17 protein-coding genes are annotated in these 20,218 nt (G+C 65.1%); 5 read left to right on the forward strand and 12 right to left on the reverse strand.

Translation table 11 applies throughout. The features are described 5' to 3' along the window. Position 1: 1 nt before the first annotated feature. From frr to AC1D02_RS12605, 6 genes are all read right to left on the reverse strand, one after another. A complete protein-coding gene (gene frr / locus AC1D02_RS12580; protein WP_477317290.1) occupies positions 2-562 on the reverse strand; it encodes a ribosome recycling factor in 561 nt (186 codons plus the stop codon). Positions 563-614: 52 nt separating this feature from the next. Beyond that, positions 615-1,331, reverse strand: a complete 717-nt coding sequence (gene pyrH / locus AC1D02_RS12585) for a UMP kinase (RefSeq protein WP_477317292.1) — start codon at positions 1,329-1,331, stop codon at positions 615-617. A 137-nt stretch (positions 1,332-1,468) separates the two neighbouring features. Next, positions 1,469-2,377: a translation elongation factor Ts gene (gene tsf / locus AC1D02_RS12590; RefSeq protein ID WP_477317294.1), complete on the reverse strand. Its 909-nt coding sequence runs from the start codon at positions 2,375-2,377 to the stop codon at positions 1,469-1,471. Positions 2,378-2,504: 127 nt separating this feature from the next. Continuing rightward, positions 2,505-3,254, reverse strand: coding sequence for a 30S ribosomal protein S2 (gene rpsB / locus AC1D02_RS12595; RefSeq protein ID WP_477317296.1), 750 nt, complete (start codon positions 3,252-3,254; stop codon positions 2,505-2,507). Positions 3,255-3,554: 300 nt separating this feature from the next. Then, positions 3,555-3,998 carry a hypothetical protein gene (locus AC1D02_RS12600; RefSeq protein WP_477317298.1) on the reverse strand — a complete coding sequence of 148 codons (444 nt, stop codon included), beginning with the start codon at positions 3,996-3,998 and terminating at the stop codon, positions 3,555-3,557. Then, complete coding sequence (locus AC1D02_RS12605; RefSeq protein ID WP_477317300.1) at positions 3,995-4,600, reverse strand: hypothetical protein; 606 nt, start codon at positions 4,598-4,600, stop codon at positions 3,995-3,997. Before AC1D02_RS12605 ends, AC1D02_RS12600 begins: the two co-directional genes overlap by 4 nt. A gap of 247 nt (positions 4,601-4,847) precedes the next feature. Here AC1D02_RS12605 and map point away from each other — a divergent pair, with 247 nt between their 5' ends. The 5 genes from map to AC1D02_RS12630 are packed head-to-tail and all read left to right on the forward strand — an operon-like array spanning position 4,848 to position 11,463. Beyond that, positions 4,848-5,675: a type I methionyl aminopeptidase gene (gene map / locus AC1D02_RS12610; RefSeq protein WP_477317302.1), complete on the forward strand. Its 828-nt coding sequence runs from the start codon at positions 4,848-4,850 to the stop codon at positions 5,673-5,675. Between the two features lie 3 nt (positions 5,676-5,678). Next, complete coding sequence (locus AC1D02_RS12615) at positions 5,679-8,261, forward strand: [protein-PII] uridylyltransferase (RefSeq protein WP_477317304.1); 2,583 nt, start codon at positions 5,679-5,681, stop codon at positions 8,259-8,261. A 13-nt stretch (positions 8,262-8,274) separates the two neighbouring features. Then, positions 8,275-9,021 carry a pseudouridine synthase gene (locus AC1D02_RS12620; RefSeq protein ID WP_477317306.1) on the forward strand — a complete coding sequence of 249 codons (747 nt, stop codon included), beginning with the start codon at positions 8,275-8,277 and terminating at the stop codon, positions 9,019-9,021. Between the two features lie 37 nt (positions 9,022-9,058). Continuing rightward, positions 9,059-9,823 carry a type 2 periplasmic-binding domain-containing protein gene (locus AC1D02_RS12625; protein WP_477317308.1) on the forward strand — a complete coding sequence of 255 codons (765 nt, stop codon included), beginning with the start codon at positions 9,059-9,061 and terminating at the stop codon, positions 9,821-9,823. Positions 9,824-9,849: 26 nt separating this feature from the next. Continuing rightward, positions 9,850-11,463 carry a M28 family peptidase gene (locus tag AC1D02_RS12630; protein ID WP_477317310.1) on the forward strand — a complete coding sequence of 538 codons (1,614 nt, stop codon included), beginning with the start codon at positions 9,850-9,852 and terminating at the stop codon, positions 11,461-11,463. A gap of 3 nt (positions 11,464-11,466) precedes the next feature. Here the strand turns inward: AC1D02_RS12630 and AC1D02_RS12635 are convergent, their stop codons facing one another. The 6 genes from AC1D02_RS12635 to smc form a co-directional block, all read right to left on the reverse strand. After that, on the reverse strand, positions 11,467-11,946 hold the full coding sequence (locus AC1D02_RS12635; protein WP_477317312.1) for a hypothetical protein: 480 nt from the start codon (positions 11,944-11,946) through the stop codon (positions 11,467-11,469). Next, complete coding sequence (gene def, locus AC1D02_RS12640) at positions 11,943-12,479, reverse strand: peptide deformylase (RefSeq protein WP_477317314.1); 537 nt, start codon at positions 12,477-12,479, stop codon at positions 11,943-11,945. Before def ends, AC1D02_RS12635 begins: the two co-directional genes overlap by 4 nt. Next, positions 12,476-13,369, reverse strand: coding sequence for a UTP--glucose-1-phosphate uridylyltransferase GalU (galU, locus tag AC1D02_RS12645; protein WP_477317316.1), 894 nt, complete (start codon positions 13,367-13,369; stop codon positions 12,476-12,478). The genes def and galU overlap by 4 nt, the downstream gene beginning before the upstream one ends. Next, entirely contained in the window at positions 13,366-15,381 is a 2,016-nt protein-coding gene (ligA, locus tag AC1D02_RS12650) for an NAD-dependent DNA ligase LigA (RefSeq protein WP_477317893.1), read from the reverse strand. The genes galU and ligA overlap by 4 nt, the downstream gene beginning before the upstream one ends. A gap of 43 nt (positions 15,382-15,424) precedes the next feature. Next, positions 15,425-16,516 carry a cell division protein ZipA C-terminal FtsZ-binding domain-containing protein gene (locus AC1D02_RS12655; RefSeq protein WP_477317318.1) on the reverse strand — a complete coding sequence of 364 codons (1,092 nt, stop codon included), beginning with the start codon at positions 16,514-16,516 and terminating at the stop codon, positions 15,425-15,427. 112 nt (positions 16,517-16,628) lie between these two features. Next, a complete protein-coding gene (gene smc / locus AC1D02_RS12660) occupies positions 16,629-20,153 on the reverse strand; it encodes a chromosome segregation protein SMC (RefSeq protein ID WP_477317320.1) in 3,525 nt (1,174 codons plus the stop codon). Between the last annotated feature and the right edge of the window lie 65 nt (positions 20,154-20,218).

Raw genomic sequence — 20,218 nt, forward strand, 5'->3', positions numbered from 1 at the left:
GTTATACCGTCAACACTTCTTTTTCTTTGTCGACAACCATCTTGTCGACGTCGGCGACAAACTTGTCGGTCAGCTTCTGGATCTCGTCGCTGGAACGGCGCTCGTCGTCTTCCGACGCCAGCTTGTCCTTCACCAGCTTCTTGACCTGCTCGTTGGCGTCGCGGCGGATGTTGCGGATCGCGATCTTGGCGTCTTCGGCCTCGTTCTTGACCAGCTTGACCATTTCCTTGCGGCGCTCTTCGGTCAGCATCGGGGTCGGCACGCGGATCTGGTCGCCCTGCGAGGACGGGTTCAGGCCCAGGTCCGAATCGCGGATGGCTTTTTCGATCGTCGCGGCCATTTTCTTCTCGAACGGCGCCACGCCGATGGTGCGGGCGTCGATCAGGGTCACGTTGGCCACCTGGGCCAGCGCGGTTGGCGAACCGTAGTACTCGACCATGATGTGGTCGAGGATGCCGGTGTGGGCGCGGCCGGTGCGGACCTTGGCCAAATCGGCGCGCAGCGTCTCGATCGACTTGGTCATGCGATCCTGGGCGTTTTTCTTGATGTCAGCGGGTGTCATGCTGCTCTCCTGTAGCTTTTTGAGAATTGTTGCTTGAAAATAATGCGTTATTTTACACGTGAACCAGGGTGCCTTCATCTTCACCCATGATGACGGCCATCAGCGCGCCCGGCTTGACGATCGAAAACACCTTGATCGGCAGCTTCTGGTCGCGGCACAGTGCGAACGCGGTGGCGTCCATCACCTGCAGGTGCTTGGAGATCGCCTCGTCGAAGGTGATCGAATTGTAGCGGGTGGCGTTCGGGTCCTTCTTAGGGTCGGCAGTATATACGCCATCGACCTTGGTGGCCTTCAGCACGATCTCGGCGCTGATCTCTGAACCGCGCAATGCCGCTGCGGTGTCGGTGGTGAAGAAGGGATTGCCGGTGCCGGCGGCGAACACCACGACCTTGCCCTCTTCCAGGTACTGCAGCGCTTTCGGGCGCACGTAAGGCTCGACCACCTGGTCGATGCCGATGGCCGACATCACGCGCGCGGTCACGCCAGCCTGGCGCATCGCGTCGGCCAGCGCCAGCGCGTTCATCACGGTGGCCAGCATGCCCATGTAGTCGGCGGTGGCGCGGTCCATGCCCTGGGCGCCCGGGGCGACGCCGCGGAAGATGTTGCCGCCGCCGATGACCACGGCCAGTTCCACGCCCAGCTTGGCCACTTCGGCGACGTCGGCGACCATGCGCTCGATGGTGCCGCGGTTGATGCCGTACGGGTCGTCGCCCATCAGTGCTTCGCCAGACAACTTGAGAAGAACGCGTTTATAGGCTGGTTTGGTCATGTAGAGGCTCCTGGGTGACGGTTATTCGATGCTGACCGGCGGGCGCCGCGCGGGCGCGCCTGCCGGCCTCACCGCCCGCGAGGGACGGTGAAAACTGCGACAGCTAAAAAAACGGGCCTTCCGGCCCGCTTTGCAACTTACTGCTTCGAGGCAGCCATCTGGGCTGCGACTTCCGCGGCAAAGTCGTCCTGCTTCTTCTCGATCCCCTCGCCGACCACGAACATGGTGAACGACTTGACGGTGGTGTTGGCCGCCTTCAGCATCTGCTCGATCGACTGCTTGTCGTTCTTGACGAACGCCTGGTTCAGCAGCGAGACTTCCTTCAGGTACTTCTGGACCGAACCTTCGAGGCGCTTGGCCAGGATTTCCGGCGACTGGGCCGGCTTGCCCGCGGCGGCTGCCTGGTCGGCGTCTTCCTGTGCTTTCAGTGCGGCGACCGAACGCTCTTTTTCGATCAGCTCGGCTGGAACCTGGTCGGCCGACAGCGACACCGGCTTCATCGCGGCGATGTGCATCGCGACGTCCTTGCCGACCTGCTCGTCCGCGCCTTCGAACTCGACCATGACGCCGATCCGGTTGCCGTGGATGTAGGAAGCCAGCTTGCCGGTGGTTTCGAAACGCTGGAAGCGGCGGATCGACATATTTTCGCCGATTTTACCGATCAGTGCGGCACGCACTTCGTCCAGGGTCTTGCCGTCGAGCGGCAGGGCCAGCAGCGCGGCGACGTCGGCCGGGTTCTTCTCGGCGACCAGCTTGGCGGCGTTGTTGGCCAGGGCCAGGAAGTCGTCGTTCTTGGCGACGAAGTCGGTTTCGCTGTTGATTTCCAGCAGCGCGCCGGTGTTGCCGGCGATGTAAGCGACGACCACGCCTTCGGCGGTGATGCGCGACGAGGCCTTCGATGCCTTGCCGCCCAGCTTGACGCGCAGGATTTCTTCGGCACGTGCCATGTCGCCATCGGCTTCGGTCAGTGCTTTTTTGCATTCCATCATTGGTGCGTCGGTCTTGCCGCGCAGTTCCCCTACCATCGCTGCAGTAATCGCTGCCATGTGAATTCTCCTAGTATCTATCCGTCGGGGGCGCGCATTGCTGGCGCCGCGCTATCGACTTCGGTTTAAAAAAAAGGGTGACGACGCCACCCTTTTTGATTCAAGCAGGGTCGCCCCTGCCTGTGAATTACGCCTGCTCGGACACTTCGACGAAGTCATCGCCCGACGACTTGACCATGTCGGCCACTTCGTTGGTGGCGTTGGCACGGCCTTCGATGATCGCATCGGCGACGCCGCGGGCGTACAGCATGATGGCCTTCGACGAGTCGTCGTTGCCCGGGATGATGTGGGTCACGCCGGCTGGCGAGTGGTTGGTATCGACGATGCCGATGACCGGGATGCCCAGTTTGCCGGCTTCGGTGATCGCGCCCTTGTGGTAGCCGACGTCGACGACGAAGATTGCGTCAGGAACGCCGCCCATGTCCTTGATGCCGCCGATGGACTTCTGCAGCTTGACCATTTCGCGCTCGAACATCAGGCCTTCTTTTTTCGACAGCTTCTCGACCGAACCGTCGGCGATCTGAGCTTCCATGTCCTGCAGGCGCTTGATCGAGGTCTTGATGGTCTTGAAGTTGGTCAGCATGCCGCCGAGCCAGCGCTGGTCGACGTAAGGCACACCGGCGCGCTGTGCTTCAGCGGCGATGATGTCGCGCGCCTGGCGCTTGGTGCCGACCATCAGGATGGTGCCGCGCTGGGCAGCGACCTGCTTGACGGTTTTCATCGCTTCCTGATACATCGCCATCGTCTTTTCGAGGTTGATGATGTGGATCTTGTTGCGGTGACCGAAAATGAACGGCGCCATCTTCGGGTTCCAAAAACGGGTTTGGTGACCGAAGTGGACACCGGCTTCCAGCATTTCACGCATTGTTACAGACATTTAATTCTCCAGGGTTGGGTCTGGAATCCGGTCAGTCACCATGGAGGCACCCTTTGCGACCGGACTCGCGATTTAACATTATTTGCACTACGTTTTACATCTGTGCCCGAAAACCAAACCGAGCAACCCGAGATTATAAGGGGATTTGGGCATTCTTTCAAGCGAAACCATGGCCTGCACGCTGGGGCAGCCACGTGCGCGGCCGGGGCCCGACCCTGATAGCGCGATTCAAAACCTAGGGTCGGGTCATCCGGACCTGACCCCGGGTTGGCGCCGCAAGGGGCTTTCACCGATAACTGGTCACAGCAGCGCGGCCTCAATGGCCGACATGACCGTAGAATCGTCCCGGTTTGCAAGCCAAACAGCGTGAATCTGCCTGGAAAGCAGGTGGCGCTCCATCCGCGGATCGACCTTACCCTCGACAAACAGTAGGCAATCTCCGCCATCGCGCCGCGCGGTCTTGCCGATCAGGCCTAATAGAATGAGGTTCGGCAATGACAAGCCCGGCACGGAGTTAATCTCAACGAACAACCGCCGCCCGGTCTCGGTGTTTCGAATTGCGAAAGTCGGCTCATAGTAGTAGGGGGGATTCTCCCCGCCTTCCAACTCGATTGGGTCGGCACCGTATTCCCACAGGAGCGGTGACCGCAATCGGCTTCGCAGAACGTTCGCGATCCAGAGTTCTTGTTCAGTAAGAGGAACAGAGCCGTCATCGATGTAAGTATGCTCAGCAAGCTTGTTCACAATACTTCCTTCCATACCCAATCTCTGGCGTGAAAAATAAACACGGAAATCTCGATTAACACGCCAATAATTGCTGCAAGCGCGCCTATCCCCGCGGACTGGACTGCTGAAGTTCCTGACAGTCGGTATGCGGTCAATGCAAACACAATTGCCGGAACGACCATCCGGCTCAACCATTTTTCCGCAAGCGCTTGAAAGACTTTGCGCGAAGGCGAAACGCGCTCCCCGCTGATCATGAGCACATGTTGCTTCGCCTTGTCCTGTGCAAACAGGTACGCCAAAGCTGTTCTCTTGCGAGATGTTAGAAACGGCCAGAGCTCACGCGTTACCCGCTCAACCTGCGCCTTCAAATTCGTCATTCTCTTCGCAAAAATGTGAATGAAAATTGTATCTGGTCCATCGAAAAAATACAGAATGGTCACTGCATCCCGGAGACCCAGCGCCGCGACAACGGTGGGAGCTGTTTGCCTCGCGTCCCCGGCCATGCCGGCGCGTCGCAACGCCTCCACCGCCGGAATAGCAGTGGCGCCGATGTGATTCGTCAGTGCCTGCCGCAACTCTTCGCCGTCGTATTTTGCAGTGATGAAGATCTGTGCGTACATTTTAGTCCTTGCAGGGAGGATTGCGAGGCTAGCGAAAAACTGGGCCGCAACGGTCGATCCTAGCGTCAAACCCGGCCACCCGAAATGACGCCCGCGGAATTACGCGTCGAATTTCCCGCCATCACCGGCGGCTCCGGAATCGGCTTCCCGCGTCGCCGATGGCGCAGTTCCCTTATAATGTCGACATATCTGCACGGGTCCGCACCTCGACGGCCCGCTGCGTCCGTTTATTACGATTGCGACCTCTATGTCCTCCATCTCCATCAAGACCCCCGAAGAAATCGCGGGCATGCGCATTGCCGGCCGGCTTGGCTCCGAAGTGCTCGACTACATCACCCCGTTCGTCAAGGCGGGCGTCACCACCGGCGAACTCGATCGCCTGTGCCACGAATACATGGTCAACGTGCAGGGTTCGATCCCGGCGCCGCTGAATTACTGCCCGCCCGGCTACACGCCGTATCCGAAGGCGATCTGCACCTCGGTCAACGACGTCATCTGCCACGGCATTCCGGGCGACAAAGTGCTGAAGAATGGCGACGTGGTCAACCTCGACATCACCGTCATCAAGGACGGCTACCACGGCGACAACAGCCGCATGTTCTTCATCGGCGAGCCGTCGATCCTGGCCAAGCGCCTGTCCGACGTCACCTACGAGTGCATGTGGCTGGGAATCTCGAAGGTCAAGCCGGGCGCGCACCTTGGCGACATCGGCCACGTGATCCAGCAGCACGCCGAAAAGAACGGCTACAGCGTGGTGCGCGAATTCTGCGGCCACGGCATCGGCACCGTGTTTCACGAAGAGCCGCAGGTACTCCACTACGGCCGTCCGGGCACGCTGGAAAAGCTCGAAGCGGGCATGATCTTCACGATCGAGCCGATGATCAATGCCGGCCGCCGCGACATCCGCGAAATGGGCGACGGCTGGACCATCAAGACCAAGGATCGCAGCCTGTCGGCGCAGTGGGAGCACACCGTGCTGGTCACCGAAACCGGCTACGAGGTCCTGACCTTGTCGGCCGGCTCCCCGCCGCCGCCGGCCATCATCGCCAAACAGCCGGCTACCGCGGCGGCGTAAGCCATGCCCGCCGCCGTCCAGATCAGCCTCGCCCGCGACCTCCTCAAGCAGCAGCTGAAGGCGGATCGCCAGCTACTGATCGCGGCATTCCGCGAGGACGGCAAGCCCGAGAAACTGCTGCGCGGACTGCGCCAGAGCGTCGACGCGGTGCTGGCCGAAGCCTGGGCCGGCGCCGGCCTGCCGCCGAAGTCCGCGCTGGTCGGCGTGGGCGGCTACGGCCGCGGCGAGCTGTTTCCCTACTCCGACGTCGACCTGCTGATCCTGCTGTCCGAGCCGGCCGACGCGATCACCCGCTCGCGCCTGGAAAATCTGGTGCAGCTGCTGTGGGACCTGGGACTCGAAATCGGCAGCAGCATCCGCACCATCGACGAGTGCATGACCGAGTCGCAGGCCGACATCACCGTACAAACCAGTCTGCTCGAAGCGCGCCTGGTATGCGGCGACCACGAGCTGTTCGAGCAGCTGCAGCAGCGCTATCGCGCCGCGCTCGACCCGCAGGCTTTTTTCCAGGCCAAGACCGCCGAGATGCGGCTGCGCCACGCCAAGTACGAGGACACCGCGTTCGCGCTCGAGCCGAACTGCAAGGAGAGTCCGGGCGGGCTGCGCGACCTGCAGGTGATCCTGTGGGTGGCCAAGGCCGCCGGCCTGGCCAATTCGTGGAGCCAGCTCGCCACGCGCGGCATGATCACCCAGACCGAGGCGCGCGCGCTGATGGAAAAGGAAAGCGCGTTCAAGGACATTCGCATTCGCCTGCACCTGCACACCGGGCGCCGCGAGGACCGGCTGGTGTTCGACGTGCAGACCGCGATCGCCGAATCGCTGGGACTGGCGCCGACCGGCGACGGCGTCAACGCGCGCCGCTCCAGCGAGATCCTGATGCAGCGCTACTACTGGGCCGCCAAGACCGTCACCCAGCTCAACACCATCCTGCTGCAGAACATCGAGGCGCAGCTGTTCCCGCAGCCGGTCGTCCTGGTCGAGATCAATCAGCGCTTCAACGAAGTGAACGACCTGATCGACATCCGCGACGACGACACGTTTGAAAAGCATCCGTCGTCGATGCTCGAGATCTTCGTCGTGATGACCGAGCGCCCCAACCTGAAGGGCATGACGGCCCGCACCACGCGCGCACTGTGGCATGCGCGCAAAGCCATCGACGACGCCTTCCGCGCCGATCCCGTGAACAAGGCGCTGTTCCTGCGCATCCTGCAGGCGCCGGTCGGCCTGGTGCACGCGCTGCGCCGGATGAACGACATGAGCATCCTGGGCCGCTACCTGCCGGCCTTCCGCCCGATCGTCGGGCAGATGCAGCACGACCTGTTCCACGTCTACACGGTCGACCAGCACATCATGATGGTGGTGCGGAACATGCGCCGCTTCACGATGAGCGAACATGCGCACGAATACCCGTTCTGCAGCCAGCTGATCGCCAACTTCCGCGATGCCTGGCTGCTGTACGTGGCGGCGCTGTTCCACGACATCGCCAAGGGCCGCGGCGGCGACCACTCCAAGCTGGGCGTCGACGACGCGCGCACGTTTTGCGAAGGCCACGGCCTCAAGCCCGAAGACACCGAGCTGGTGGCCTTCCTGGTCGAACAGCACCTGACGATGTCGCAGGTGGCGCAGAAGCAGGACCTGTCGGATCCCGACGTCATCTCGGCCTTCGCCGCCACGGTCGGCGACGAGCGCCACCTGACCGCGCTGTACCTGCTGACGGTGGCCGACATCCGCGGCACCAGCCCGAAGGTGTGGAACGCGTGGAAGGCCAAGCTGCTCGAAGACCTGTACCGCGTGACACTGCGCGTGCTGGGCGGCGAGCCGCATTCGGCCGACCGCGAGCTGCGCAACCGCCAGGACGAGGCGCGCGCCATGCTGCGCCTGTACGGTTTGCCCGAGCACGCGCACGAGGCGCTGTGGAGCCAGCTCGACGTGGCCTGGTTCCTGCGCCACGACGCCGCCGACATCGCATGGCTGACGCGCTCCCTGCACGACCGCCTGGAGTCGCCCAAGCCGGTCGTCAAGTGTCGCCTGGCGCCGATCGGCGAGGGCCTGCAGGTGGCGGTCTACCTGAAAGACCAGCCGGACCTGTTCGCGCGCATCTGCAGCTACTTCGACCGCAAAAATTTTTCGATTCTCGACGCGAAGATCCACACCACCGCGAACGGCTACGCGCTCGACACCTTCCTGGTGACCGAGCAGAATTTCGCCAAGAGCTACCGCGACATCATCAGCCTGATCGAGCACGAGGTCTGCGAGCTGCTGACCAAGCAGACGCCGCTGCCGGCGCCGTCGCGCGGGCGCCTGTCGCGCATGTCGCGCACCTTCCCGATCACGCCGACCGTGGACCTGCGCCCGGACGAACGCGGCCAGTATTACCTGCTGTCGATTTCGGCGGCCGACCGCACCGGCTTGCTGTACTCGATCGCCAGCGTGCTCACGCGCTACCGCATCAACCTGCACACCGCGAAGGTCATGACCCTCGGCGAGCGCGTCGAGGACGTGTTCCTGGTCGACGGCAAGGTGCTGTCGAGCTCGCGCAACCAGATCCAGCTTGAAACCGACCTGCTGGACGCCCTTAAAGTTTAATTGGAATTAACGCATGTCTGAATTGTTACGCCTCTCCAAACGCATGTCCGAACTCGGGCTGTGCTCGCGCCGCGAAGCCGATGAATGGATCGCCCGCGGCTGGGTGCGGGTGGACGGCCAGGTGGTGTCCGAACTGGGCAGCAAGGTCACGCCGGACCAGAAAGTCACGGTCGAGCGCCAGGCCGCGGCCGAGCAGTCCAAACGCGTGACGGTGCTGATCAACAAGCCGATGGGCTACGTCAGCGGCCAGGCCGAGGACGGCTACACCCCGGCCGTGGCCTTGATCAAGCCGGAAAACCGCTGGCCCGACGATCCGTCGCCGGAGCAGTTCCATCCGACGCAATTGCGCTCACTGGTGCCGGCCGGCCGTCTCGACATCGACTCGGTGGGCCTGCTGATCCTGACCCAGGACGGGCGCGTGGCCAAGACCCTGATCGGCCAGGACACCGCGATCGAAAAGGAATACCTGGTGCGCGTCGAGTACACCAAGCCGGGCACGCTGCCCGAGTCCGACCTGAAGAAGCTGTGCTTCGGGCTGTGGATGGACGGCAAGCCGCTGCTGCCGGCCAAGGTGCGCTGGCAGAACGAGGACCAGCTCAGCTTCACGCTGAAGGAAGGCAAGAAGCGCCAGATCCGCCGCATGTGCGACATGGTCGGCCTGAAGGTCATCGGCCTCAAGCGCGTGCGCATCGGCAAAGTCAAGCTGGGCGACCTGCCGGTCGGCCAGTGGCGCTACCTGCGTCCGGAGGAACACTTCTGAGCGCGCGATGAGCAGGCCGGCGCCGCGCGGCGCGGCCTTGTTGCTGTGCCTTTGCCTGTGCGGCGCCAGCACGGCGGCGGAACCCTGTCCGGCGGAAGTGCGGGTCAGCCTGCCCAATTTCGAGATCGCCCCCTATGTGCTGGGCACCGACAAGGTCGAGCACCCGCCGGGACTGCTGATCGAATGGACCCGCAATGCGCTGCGCGCGGCCGGCTGCGCACCCCGGGTCGTCGTCAAGCGCAGGCCGCCGGACCGCCAGCTCGCGGAACTCGAAATGGGCCTGCTCGACGTGCTGCCGGGATTCGCGTACAGCGCATCGGCGCGCAAGGCGCTGGCCTACCCGATGAAAAACGGCGCGGCCGATCCGCGCAGCGCCGTGATGGCGGATGCCGTGTCCTTGTACGTGCGGGCCGACGAGCGGCGCGTGCGCTGGGACGGCAGGACCCTCAGCAGTCCCAACCCGGTCGTGGGCACTTCCACCGGGGGCGCGATCACCGCCGGAATCGCGCGGCAGCACGGCTGGAAGCTCGAAAGCGCCGCAACGCCGGAGCACGACCTGCACAAGCTGAGCGCGCACAGGATCGATGTGATCCTCGAACCCGACGTGGTGGCGGCGCATTACCTGACCGGCCCGCTCGGACGTGCCGTGCGCAAGCTCGAACCGCCCGTGCAGGTGACTTACCGCTACGCTCCGGTCAACGCGGACTTCGCGGCACGCTATCCGGAATTCACGCGTCGCTTCTGGCGGCAGCTGTGCCGCCAGTCGCGCACCCACTCGCCGTCGCTTCCCGAATGCGATTAAGCGCAAATAAACTTCAAGGAAAAATCATGCGACCTTCCCTCATCGTCGCCGCCGGCCTGCTGGCCGTAGCGCACACGGCAGGCGCGGCGCTGCCGGTGGTGGCCGAAGCCCCTCTGCGCGCCCACCTTTCGTTCCTGGCCGACGACCTGCTCGAAGGCCGCGGCACCGGCCAGCGCGGCGGCGACCTGGCCGTGCGCTACCTCGAAACCCAGGCCGCGGCGATCGGCCTGCAGCCGGCCGCCGGCAAGTCGTATCGCCAATCGGTGCCGATGCTGGGCATCCGCACCCTGCCCGGCAGCTCGGTGACCTTCGAGGCGGGCGGCAAGACGCTCGCCCCGAAGGCGCCGCTCGACATCGTGTTCGGCAACGGCAACGGCCAGGCCGAGGTCAGGATCGATGCGCCGGTGGTGTTCGCCGGCTACGGCATCCACGCCGACGACGAACGCTGGGACGACTTCCGCGGCGCCGACGTCAAGGGCAAGCTGGTGATCATGATGGTCAACGACCCGAAGCCGACCGCCGCCGAGCCGAACCGCTTCGGCGGCAAATCGCTGACCTGGTACGGCCGCTGGGTCTACAAGTACGAAGAAGCGCTGCGCCAGGGCGCGGCCGGCGTCCTGCTGATCCACACCCCCGAATCGGCGTCGTATCCGTGGAGCGTGCCGTCCAACGGCTTCGGCGACGACAAGTTCCACCTGGCCGCGCCGGGCAACCCGCTGCAAGGCTGGATCACCGAAGACACCGCGCGCGCCCTGTTCGCGGCGGCCGGCAAGGATCTCGACACCTTGCGCGCGCAGGCCGAGGTGCGCGGCTTCAAGGCGGTCGACCTGGGCGCCACGGTGCACGCAACGCTGCACAGCGCGATCCGCAAAGTCGAACAGTTCAACGTGGCGGGCATCGTGCCCGGTTCCGATCCGGCGCTGCGCGACGAGGCGGTGATCTATTCGGCGCACTGGGACCACCTGGGCATGGGCGCGGCGAACGGCAAGCCGGACCACATCTGGAACGGTGCGATCGACAATGCGTCCGGCGCCGCGGCGCTGCTGGCGATGGCGCAGGCGGCGGTCAAGCATCCCGCGCGCCGCACGCAGATCTTCCTGTGGCCGTGCGCCGAGGAGCAAGGGCTGATCGGCAGCCTGGCGTACGTGCGCAATCCACTGTGGCCGCTGGCGAAGACCGCCGCGGACCTGAACCTGGACAGCATGAACTTCGTCGGCAGGACGCGCGACATCGGCGTGGCCGGCAGCGAGCGCAGCACCTTGCGCGCGACCGCGGCGCAGGTGGCCAAGTCGATGGGGCTCAAGCTGGCGCCGGCCACACCGGACCTGGGCGGCGCCTACTTCCGGGCCGACCACTTCAATTTCGCGAAAGTCGGCGTGCCCGCCTTTAACGTCGGCTCGGCGGTGTTCTCTGGGGACGGCTCGTTCGAGTTCGATCACGACGCCAGGGAATCGAGCGCGCGCATGGTCGGATTCAAGAATCACTATCACCAGGTCAGCGACGAATATGATCCGGCGTGGGACTTGTCGGGCATGGTGCAGCAGGCGCAGTTCACGCTGAACCTGGGCTATGCGGTGGCGAACGCGAAGGCCATGCCGGCGTGGATGCCGAACGACCCGCTGGGGAAAGTGAAGCGCTGAGGCTTACTGGAGCAGCTTGAACTTGAGCTGCACCGAGATGCCGCCGTACATCCGGTCCTTGTACGACGGGACGAATCCGAAGTTGACGCCGACCCGCTGGTATTCGAGCGTCGCCACCGGAATCAGCGCCGGAAACCAGCGGCCGTCGCCGATGCGCGGATAGCCGTTAAAAGCCGCCGCCACGGCGCCCAGCCGCACCGGCCCGAGCGCGAACGGCTGCCAGATCGCGCCCGCATAATTCGAATACCGACGGTCGCTGTTGTAAAAGCGCCCCGCCGTCAGCGCCAGGTCGGCGCGCCAGCGGTACTCGGCGCCCAGGCCGGTGTTGCGGCCGTTCAGGTCCTTGTCGCTGTGGAAGTGCCCGGTCAGGAAGCCGCTGTCGATCCACAGCTCGCGCACCGGCGCCGGCTCGACGCGCGTGAACACGTCGTCCGCACGCGCCAGCGGCGCCAGCACCAGCAGGCCGATCGCGGCCAGCTTCATTCGTCGTCGTTCGGGTCGAGGTCGGGGAACATCACGCTTGTGTAGCCGAAGCGCGAGAAGTCGGTGATCCGCATCGGATACAGGATGCCCAGCAGGTGGTCGACTTCATGCTGGACCACGCGCGCATGGAAGCCGTCGGCCTCGCGAACAATGGCGGCGCCGAACTGGTCGACGCCCTCGTAGCGCAGGCGGGTGAAACGCGGCACCACGCCACGCAGGCCAGGCACCGACAGGCAACCCTCGAACGCCTCGTCCATCTCGTCCGACAGCGGCGTCAGGATCGGATTGATCAGCACCGTCTCGGGCACCGGCGGCGCGTCGGGATAACGCTGGTTGTCCTTGAAGCCGTAGATCACCAGCTGCAGGTTGACGCCGATCTGCGGCGCGGCCAGCCCGGCGCCGTTGGCCGCATGCATGGTGTCGAACATGTCGGCGATCAGCGCGTCCATTTCGGGCGTGCCGAATTCGGTCACCGGCTCGGCCACGCGCAGCAGGCGCGGATCGCCCATCTTCAAAATTTCACGAACTGTCATTTTGCCACCAGTTCCTTGTGCGTCTGCTCGAGGAAGGCGCGGAAGCCTTCGGCGGTCTCGGGATGCTTGAGCCCCATCGCCGTCGTCGCCTTCAGGTAACCGAGCTTGGAACCGCAATCATACCGCTGTCCGGCGTAGCGGTAGGCCAGCACGCGTTCGGAGGCCATCAGCGCCGCGATGCCGTCGGTCAGCTGGATCTCGCCGCCGGCGCCGGCGCCGATCTCGGCCAGGTAATCGAAAATCCGCGGCGACAGGATGTAGCGCCCCACCACCGCCAGCGTCGATGGCGCCGCTTCCGGCAGCGGCTTTTCGACGATGCCCGACACCAGCTCCAGGTCCGGCCGGTACGCCGACGCGCTGACGATGCCGTACTGGCGCGTGTTGGCGCGCGGGACGTCCTGCACCGCCAGCACGCTGCATTTTTCGTAGCCGTAGACGTCGGCCATCTGCGCCAGCACCGGCTTCTGGCCGGAGGCGGTGTCCATGAAATCGTCTGCCAGCAGCACCGCGAACGGCTCGTCGCCGACCACTGGGCGCGCGCACAACACCGCGTGGCCGAGGCCCAGCGGCGCCGACTGGCGAATGTAGATGCAGTTGACGTGCTTCGGAATCACGTTGCGCACGAAGTTCAGCAGTTCTTCCTTGCCGGCCGCTTCCAGCTCGCTTTCCAGTTCGTAGGCCGTGTCGAAATGATCCTCGATGGCGCGCTTGTTGCGGCCGGTGATGAAGATCATGTCGGTGATGCCGGCCGCAACCGCCTCTTCGACCGCGTACTGGATCAGCGGCTTGTCGACGATCGGCAGCATCTCTTTGGGCTGGGCTTTGGTCGCGGGCAGGAAGCGGCTGCCTAGCCCCGCTACCGGGAAGACGGCCTTGGTGATTTTTTTCATTCTGGTTCCGTGGATGATGATTTGAGCAGTTGCTGCAGGTCGCCTTCGTCGAGGATGGCGATGCCCAGCTCCTGCGCTTTGGCCAGCTTGCTGCCCGCGTCGTCGCCGGCGACGACGTAGGCGGTTTTCTTCGACACCGAACCGGATACCTTGCCGCCGGCCGCTTCGATCAGCGCCGCGGCCTCGTCGCGGCTCAGGGTCGGCAGCGTCCCGGTCAGCACGAAGGTCTTGCCGGCTAGCGCGCCGGTGGGCTTCATGACGTGCGCGCCCTCCTTCCAGTGCAGGTGCGTGCGCAGCTGCGCCACCAGCGCGGCGTTCCCCGGATCGGTCAGGAATTCGGCGATCGAGCGCGCCACCACCGGGCCGACGTCGGCGACTTCCAGCAGTTGGATGCCGCCCTCGAAGCCGGCCGCGTGAAGCAGCGCGTCGAGATTGCCGAAGTGCTGCGCCAGCGCCTTCGCCGTCGATTCGCCGACGTTGCGGATGCCCAGGGCGTAGATGAAGCGCGCGAACGTGGTGTCCTTCGACTTCTCCAGCGCCGCCAGCACGTTCTGCGCCGACTTGGTGGCCATGCGGTCGAGCGCGCACAGCTTGTCCTGGTCGAGCGTGTACAGGTCGGCCGCGGTATCGATCACGCCCTTGTCGACCAGCTGCTCGATCAGCTGGTCGCCCAGTCCCTCGACATCGATCGCGCGGCGCGACACGAAGTGCATCAGGCCACCTTTCTTCTGCGCGCTGCAGTGAGTCCAGCCGCCGGAGCAGCGCGCCACGGCTTCGTCCTCGGGACGCACGATGGCGGAACCGCACACCGGGCAACTGGCCGGCATGACGAATTCGCGCACGCTGTCGGTGCGGCGCTCCGGCACATACGCCACCACTTCGGGAATCACGTCGCCGGCGCGGCGCACGATGACGGTGTCGCCGATGCGGATGTCCTTGCGCCGCACTTCGCCTTCGTTGTGCAGGGTCGCGTTTTCGACCGTCACGCCGCCGACGAACACCGGCGCCAGCCGCGCCACCGGAGTGATGGCGCCGGTGCGTCCGACCTGCACGCCGATGTCGAGCACCTCGGTCAGGGCTTCCTCGGCCGGGAACTTGTGCGCCATGGCGAAGCGCGGGGCGCGCGAGATGAAGCCCAGCTTGCGCTGGTCTTCCAGCCGGTCGACCTTGTAGACCACGCCGTCGATCTCGTAGGCCAGGCCGGCGCGGCGCTTGCCGATGTCGGCAAAGTAGTCCAGCAGGCCGGCGGCGCCGGTGACGACCGCGCGCTCCTTCGATACCGGCAGGCCCAGTTCGGCCAGCCAGTCGAGCAGCACGGAATGCGATTCGGGCATGTCGGCGCCTTCCAGCGCGCCGATGCCGTAGCTGAAGAAGCTCAGGTTGCGGGACGACGTGATGCGCGAATCGAGCTGGCGCAGGCTGCCCGCCGCGGCGTTGCGCGGGTTGGCGTATTCCTTCTGGCCGGCGTCGCGCTGGCGTTGATTGAGCTTGGCGAAATCGGCCTTGTACATCAGCACCTCGCCGCGCACTTCGAGCACCTTCGGAACGGCGTCGCCACGCAGGCGCAAGGGGATCGCGCGGATCGTGCGGATGTTGACGGTGACGTCCTCGCCGGTTGTTCCGTCGCCGCGGGTGCCGGCCTGCACGAACACGCCGTCCTCGTAACGCAGGCTGATCGCCAGGCCGTCGAACTTGAGTTCGCCGTTGTAGTCGACCTGCTCGGCGCCGAGGCCTTCGCGCACGCGCCGGTCGAAGTTCTCGACGTCCTCGGGCGAGAAGCCGTTATTCAGCGACAGCATCGGCACGGTGTGCGTGACCTGCTTGAATTCCGGGACCGGCGCCGCGCCCACGCGTGACGTCGGCGAATCGAGCGACGCCGCTTCGGGGTGCGCCGCCTCGAGGTCCTGCAGTTCGCGGAACATGCGGTCGTATTCGGCGTCCGGGATGGTCGGCGCGTCCTGCACGTGGTAGGCGTAGATGTGGCGATTCAGTTCGGCGCTCAGCCACGCCATGCGCTCGCGGAAAGCTGGTACGGTGGTCACGGCGAAACGGTCCTCAGCTGAACAGGCGCAGCGCGCGGGTCGAGCCGGCCGGAATGTCGGCCGCCGCCATCTCCTCGTAGAACTCGAGCACCTGGCCGTTGATCTCGGCCAGCGTCTCGTCCGTCAAAGGCTGGCTGCTGTCGTCGACCAGGGTCGCGTCCAGGCGCTGGCCCAGCGTGCGGGCGCAGGCGACCATGCTGCCGAAGCCGTCGCGCGCGGGCGCCACTACCGGCACGTCGAGAAGCAGGGTCAGGTGCGAGGTGGTGTCGGCGCCCAGGGTGACGTTGGTCGACAGCGTGAACAGCACGCCGCCGTCGCCGTCCGGCATGGCGAAGCGGCCGCTTGGCCCCACGTCGAAGCCCTGCTTCTCCAGCGCGCCGATCAGGGTCGAAATGGCCCATGGGGCGCCGTTCGACATCAGGTTCACGCCAAGCTGGGCGTCGTGGCCGGCGACGAAACGGTGCAGGTTCTTGGCCTCGCCCATCACTTCGATCATGTCCGGAATTTCCGGCTCGGCGCCGATGTCGTCGGACAGAGTGCGCAGGCGCGTCACCAGTTCGGAGTATTCGAGTTCGTTCAGCGCGGTGGTGCGGCTGGCCATCTGCACGCCGGCTTGCAGCTTGGTGTAGACGCCGCCGTGCGAGATCGGCTCCCAGTCGCCGGAAACGGCCAGGCCGATGTAGTGGATCGGCTTGTTGCCGACGTGGCGCAGCGTGTGCAGCGCCGGAATCAGTTTGTCGCCGCGCACCGCGATCTCCAGCGCCAGCGGGATCAGGCAGTCGATCAGCGGATCGACCAGGCTTGTGGCCTGTTCGGCCGCGGCGGTCGCGCGCTCTTCGACGTCGTCGGCGCCGATCACGGTATTCGGCAGTTCGGGCTCGACGCGTTCGCCGCTGTCGCCGCCACCGCCGGCGCCCAGCTCGAAGCTCGGCTCCTGGCGCGGCGCCGGCGCGTCGCCGGTGCGCATCAACACGTCGTCATGTTCGGACGAGAAGGCGCGCTCTACGCTCTTGCGCGCCTTGTGCTCCTGCCACTTGTTGTACACGAATACGGCGCCGACAAAAACGACGGCGCCGCCGATCAGGCTCATTTGAAGATCTGTCATTCTGTTCCAAAAATTCGGTTAGTAAATCACTGGCCTGTCAGGCTATTCGCGCAAGCGCGATCATGATACCAATAACAAGAGCTATATGCCATTTACAGAGGGTGCGCGACGCTTACGCCGCCTGCAGGCCGTCGACCATGCCGGCGGCCGACTCCATGTCCACCGCGACGATGCGCGACACGCCCTGCTCCTGCATCGTCACGCCGATCAGCTGGTTGGCCATCTCCATCGCGATCTTGTTATGCGAGATGAACAGGAACTGGGTGTGTTCGGACATCCGCTTGACCATGCGGCAGAAACGCTCGGTGTTGGCGTCGTCCAGCGGCGCGTCGACCTCGTCGAGCAGGCAGAATGGCGCCGGGTTCAGGCGGAACATCGAGAACACCAGCGCCGTCGCCGTCAGCGCCTTTTCGCCGCCCGACAGCAGGTGGATGGTGGCGTTCTTCTTGCCCGGGGGCTGGGCCATCACCTGGACGCCGGAATCGAGGATCTCGTCGCCGGTCATCACCAGCTTGGCGTTGCCGCCGCCGAAAAGAATCGGGAACAGCTCCGAGAAGTGATGATTGACCTTGTCGAAGGTGTCCTGCAGCAGGTCGCGGGTCTCCTTGTCGATCTTGTGGATCGCGTCTTCCAGCGTGACGATCGCCTCGGTCAGGTCGGCGTTCTGCGAGTCGAGGAAATTCTTGCGCTCCGACGCCTGCGCCAGTTCGTCCAGCGCCGCCAGGTTCACGGCGCCGAGCATCGAGATGGCATTGGTCAGGCGCGTCACTTCGCCTTGCAGGTATTGCGCCTTCATGTCCGGCTGCAGCTTCTCCTGCAGCGCCGCTTCGTCGGCATCGACCGCCTTCAGCGCTTCGGCGAACTGCTCCTGGTTCAGGCGCGCGGCCTGCTCCTTGAGCTGCATCTCGGAGATCTTGTCGCGCTGCGGCTGCAGGCTGCGCTCGGCGCCCATGCGCGCTTCCTCGGCGTGGCGCAGCTGCTGCGTGATCTGGTCGAGCTCGTGGCGCGCATCCGACAGCGCGCGTTCCTGGCCGCTGCGGCGGTCCAGCAGCTCCTGCAGGCCGTCGCTGGCGGCGCCCGATTCGAGCGACTCCAGTTCCCGGCGGCCGGTTTCCAGGCTTTCGCCGACCTGCGACGCCTGCTGCGTGGCGGTGGCGATATTGCGGCGCAGTTCCTCGATCTTGCTGCGCTGGGACTTCTCGGCGAACTGCGCCTCCTGCGCCGCCCGTTCGAGTTCGCGCAGCTTCTCGCGCGCGTTGGCCAGCGCCTGTTCCTGCGCGAGGAAAGCGGTCTGGCCGTCTTCGTGCGCGCCCTGCAGCTCGGCCAGCTCCATGTCGAGCTGCTCGAACTTCTCCTCGGCCTCCATGCGAACCTGCTGCTGCTCTTCTTCCTGCATGGCGATTTCGGCCAGGTCGGCGTGGATCTGCGTGCTGCGCTGGTTGAAGCGGGCTTCGACTTCGGACTGCTTGACCACCTCGATCTGCAGGCCGTGCACCGATTGCGTCAGGGTGCCGATGCGCAGGCGCGAGTCCTGGATACGGCGCGTCAGTTCGGTCACGGCGGCGTCGGCACGCACCGACCGCGCACGCGCCTCGTCGGCAAGCAGCGCCTGGGCGCGCAGCTGCTTGCCGATGTTGTCGATTTCCTGCTGGCGCCCCAGCATGCCGTCCTGCTCGGCATCGGCGGCGTAGAAACGCACCGACGACGCGGTGACCACATGGCCCTGGCGCGTGATGAACGAGCCGCCCGGCGGCAGCGAGGCGCGCGCGGAGAAGGCGCTGGCGGTGTCCTCGGCGACGTAGACGCCGTGCAGCCAGTCGTTCAGCACGCCGCGCAGGCCAGGCTCGTTGATCTTCAGGAGGCTGGCGAACGGTTTGAAGCCGGGAATCTCGGCCGGCGCGGCGGCGGCCAGCGACGGCGCGTACAACGCCAGCTTGGCCGGCGGCGCGTCGGCGAAGAAAGCCTTGGCCCACTCGATGTTCGACATTTCCAGCGCCGCGGTGCGTTCGCGCAGCACCGCTTCGAGCGCGGTCTCCCAGCCCTGCTCGACGTGCAACTTCTGCCAAAGGCGCGGCAACCCATCGAGTTCGTGCTTCTTCAGCCACGGCTGGACCTTGCCCTCGGTCTGCACCCGCTCCTGCATCTGCTTCAGGGCCGACAGGCGCGCTTCGAGCTGCGCGTTGGCGGCCGATTCGGCGTTCACCTGCGCCTGCGCCGCGGCGCGCTCCTGCTCCATGCGCTCCTGCTGCTCGGTGGCCTCTTCCAGCACCATCGACTGCTCTTCCAGTGCCTGCTGCTTTTCCTCCAGCTGCAGCCTGAGGTTTTCCAGGTGCGCGCTGTCGGGCAGGTTCAGGCCGTTCTTCTCCTGCTGCAGGCGTTCGCGCCGGGTCGCCAGGCCGGCCAGGATGTTCGATGCGTTGCGCTGGTGCGCCGACGACAGCTCGATCTGTTGCTGCGCCTGCATGATGCGCGCACGCGATTCGGTAGTGGTGTTCTGCGCCGCGCGCCAGGCCGCGTCGAGCGCCGGCAGGCTGTCCGACTGCGCCTCGGAGGCCATCTGCGCGTGTTCGACGCGCGCGCCAAGCTCCTCCAGCATGTACTCCGCTTCGCCCAACTGCTCCTGGTAGTCCTGGCTTTGCGCCTGCCACTGGTTGCGCTGGGCTTCCAGCGTCGCCAGCTGGTTCTGCAGCCGGCTGCGCGACTCGATGACGAACTTGATCTGCGCTTCCAGGCTGCCGATCTCGGAATTGGTCTGGTACAGGTGGCCCTGCGCCTGGTGCAGGCGGTCGCCGACGGCGAAGTGGGCCTGGCGCATGTGTTCGAGTTCGAGTTCGACGTGGCGCAGCTTGGCGGTCTGTTCTTCCAGCCCGGTCTGGGCCTGCTCCATCTCGCGGAAGTAGCGGGTCTGCTCGGCCTGCGCCTCGTTCTTGCGCAGCAGCCAAAGCAGCTTCTGCTTCTCTTCCTGGTCGGCCTGCAGCGAATGGAAGCGGTTGGCGACGACCGCCTGCGCTTCGAGCTTTTCCAGGTTGGCGTTCAGTTCGCGCAGGATGTCCTCGACCCGCAGCAGGTTTTCGCGCGTGTCGTTGAGGCGGTTCTCGGTCTCGCGGCGGCGCTCCTTGTACTTCGACACACCGGCGGCCTCTTCGAGGAACACGCGCAGTTCTTCGGGGCGCGACTCGATGATGCGCGAGATCATGCCCTGGCCGATGATCGCGTAGGCGCGCGGACCCAGGCCGGTGCCGAGGAAGATGTCCTGGATGTCGCGCCGGCGCACCGGCTGACCGTTGATGTAATAGGTGGAGGTGCCGTCGCGCGTCAGGGTGCGCTTGACCGCGATCTCGGCGTACTGCCCCCATTGGCCGGCGGCCTTGCCGTCGCTGTTGTCGAACACCAGTTCGACCGAGGAGCGGCCGGCCGGCTTGCGGTGGGTCGAGCCGTTGAAGATCACGTCCTGCATCGACTCGCCGCGCAGTTCGGACGCTTTCGATTCGCCCAGCACCCAGCGCACCGCGTCGATGATGTTCGATTTGCCGCAGCCATTGGGACCGACCACGCCGACCAGCTGGCCAGGCACCGGGAAATTGGTGGGATCGACGAAAGACTTGAATCCCGACAATTTGATGGAAGAGAGACGCACGTTGCTTGACTATCCTATGGCCAGGCCGGAAACCGGCAACACCCCGGAGGCGGTAAAGACGGTGA

Source organism: Massilia sp. P1_C10, assembly GCF_056406475.1.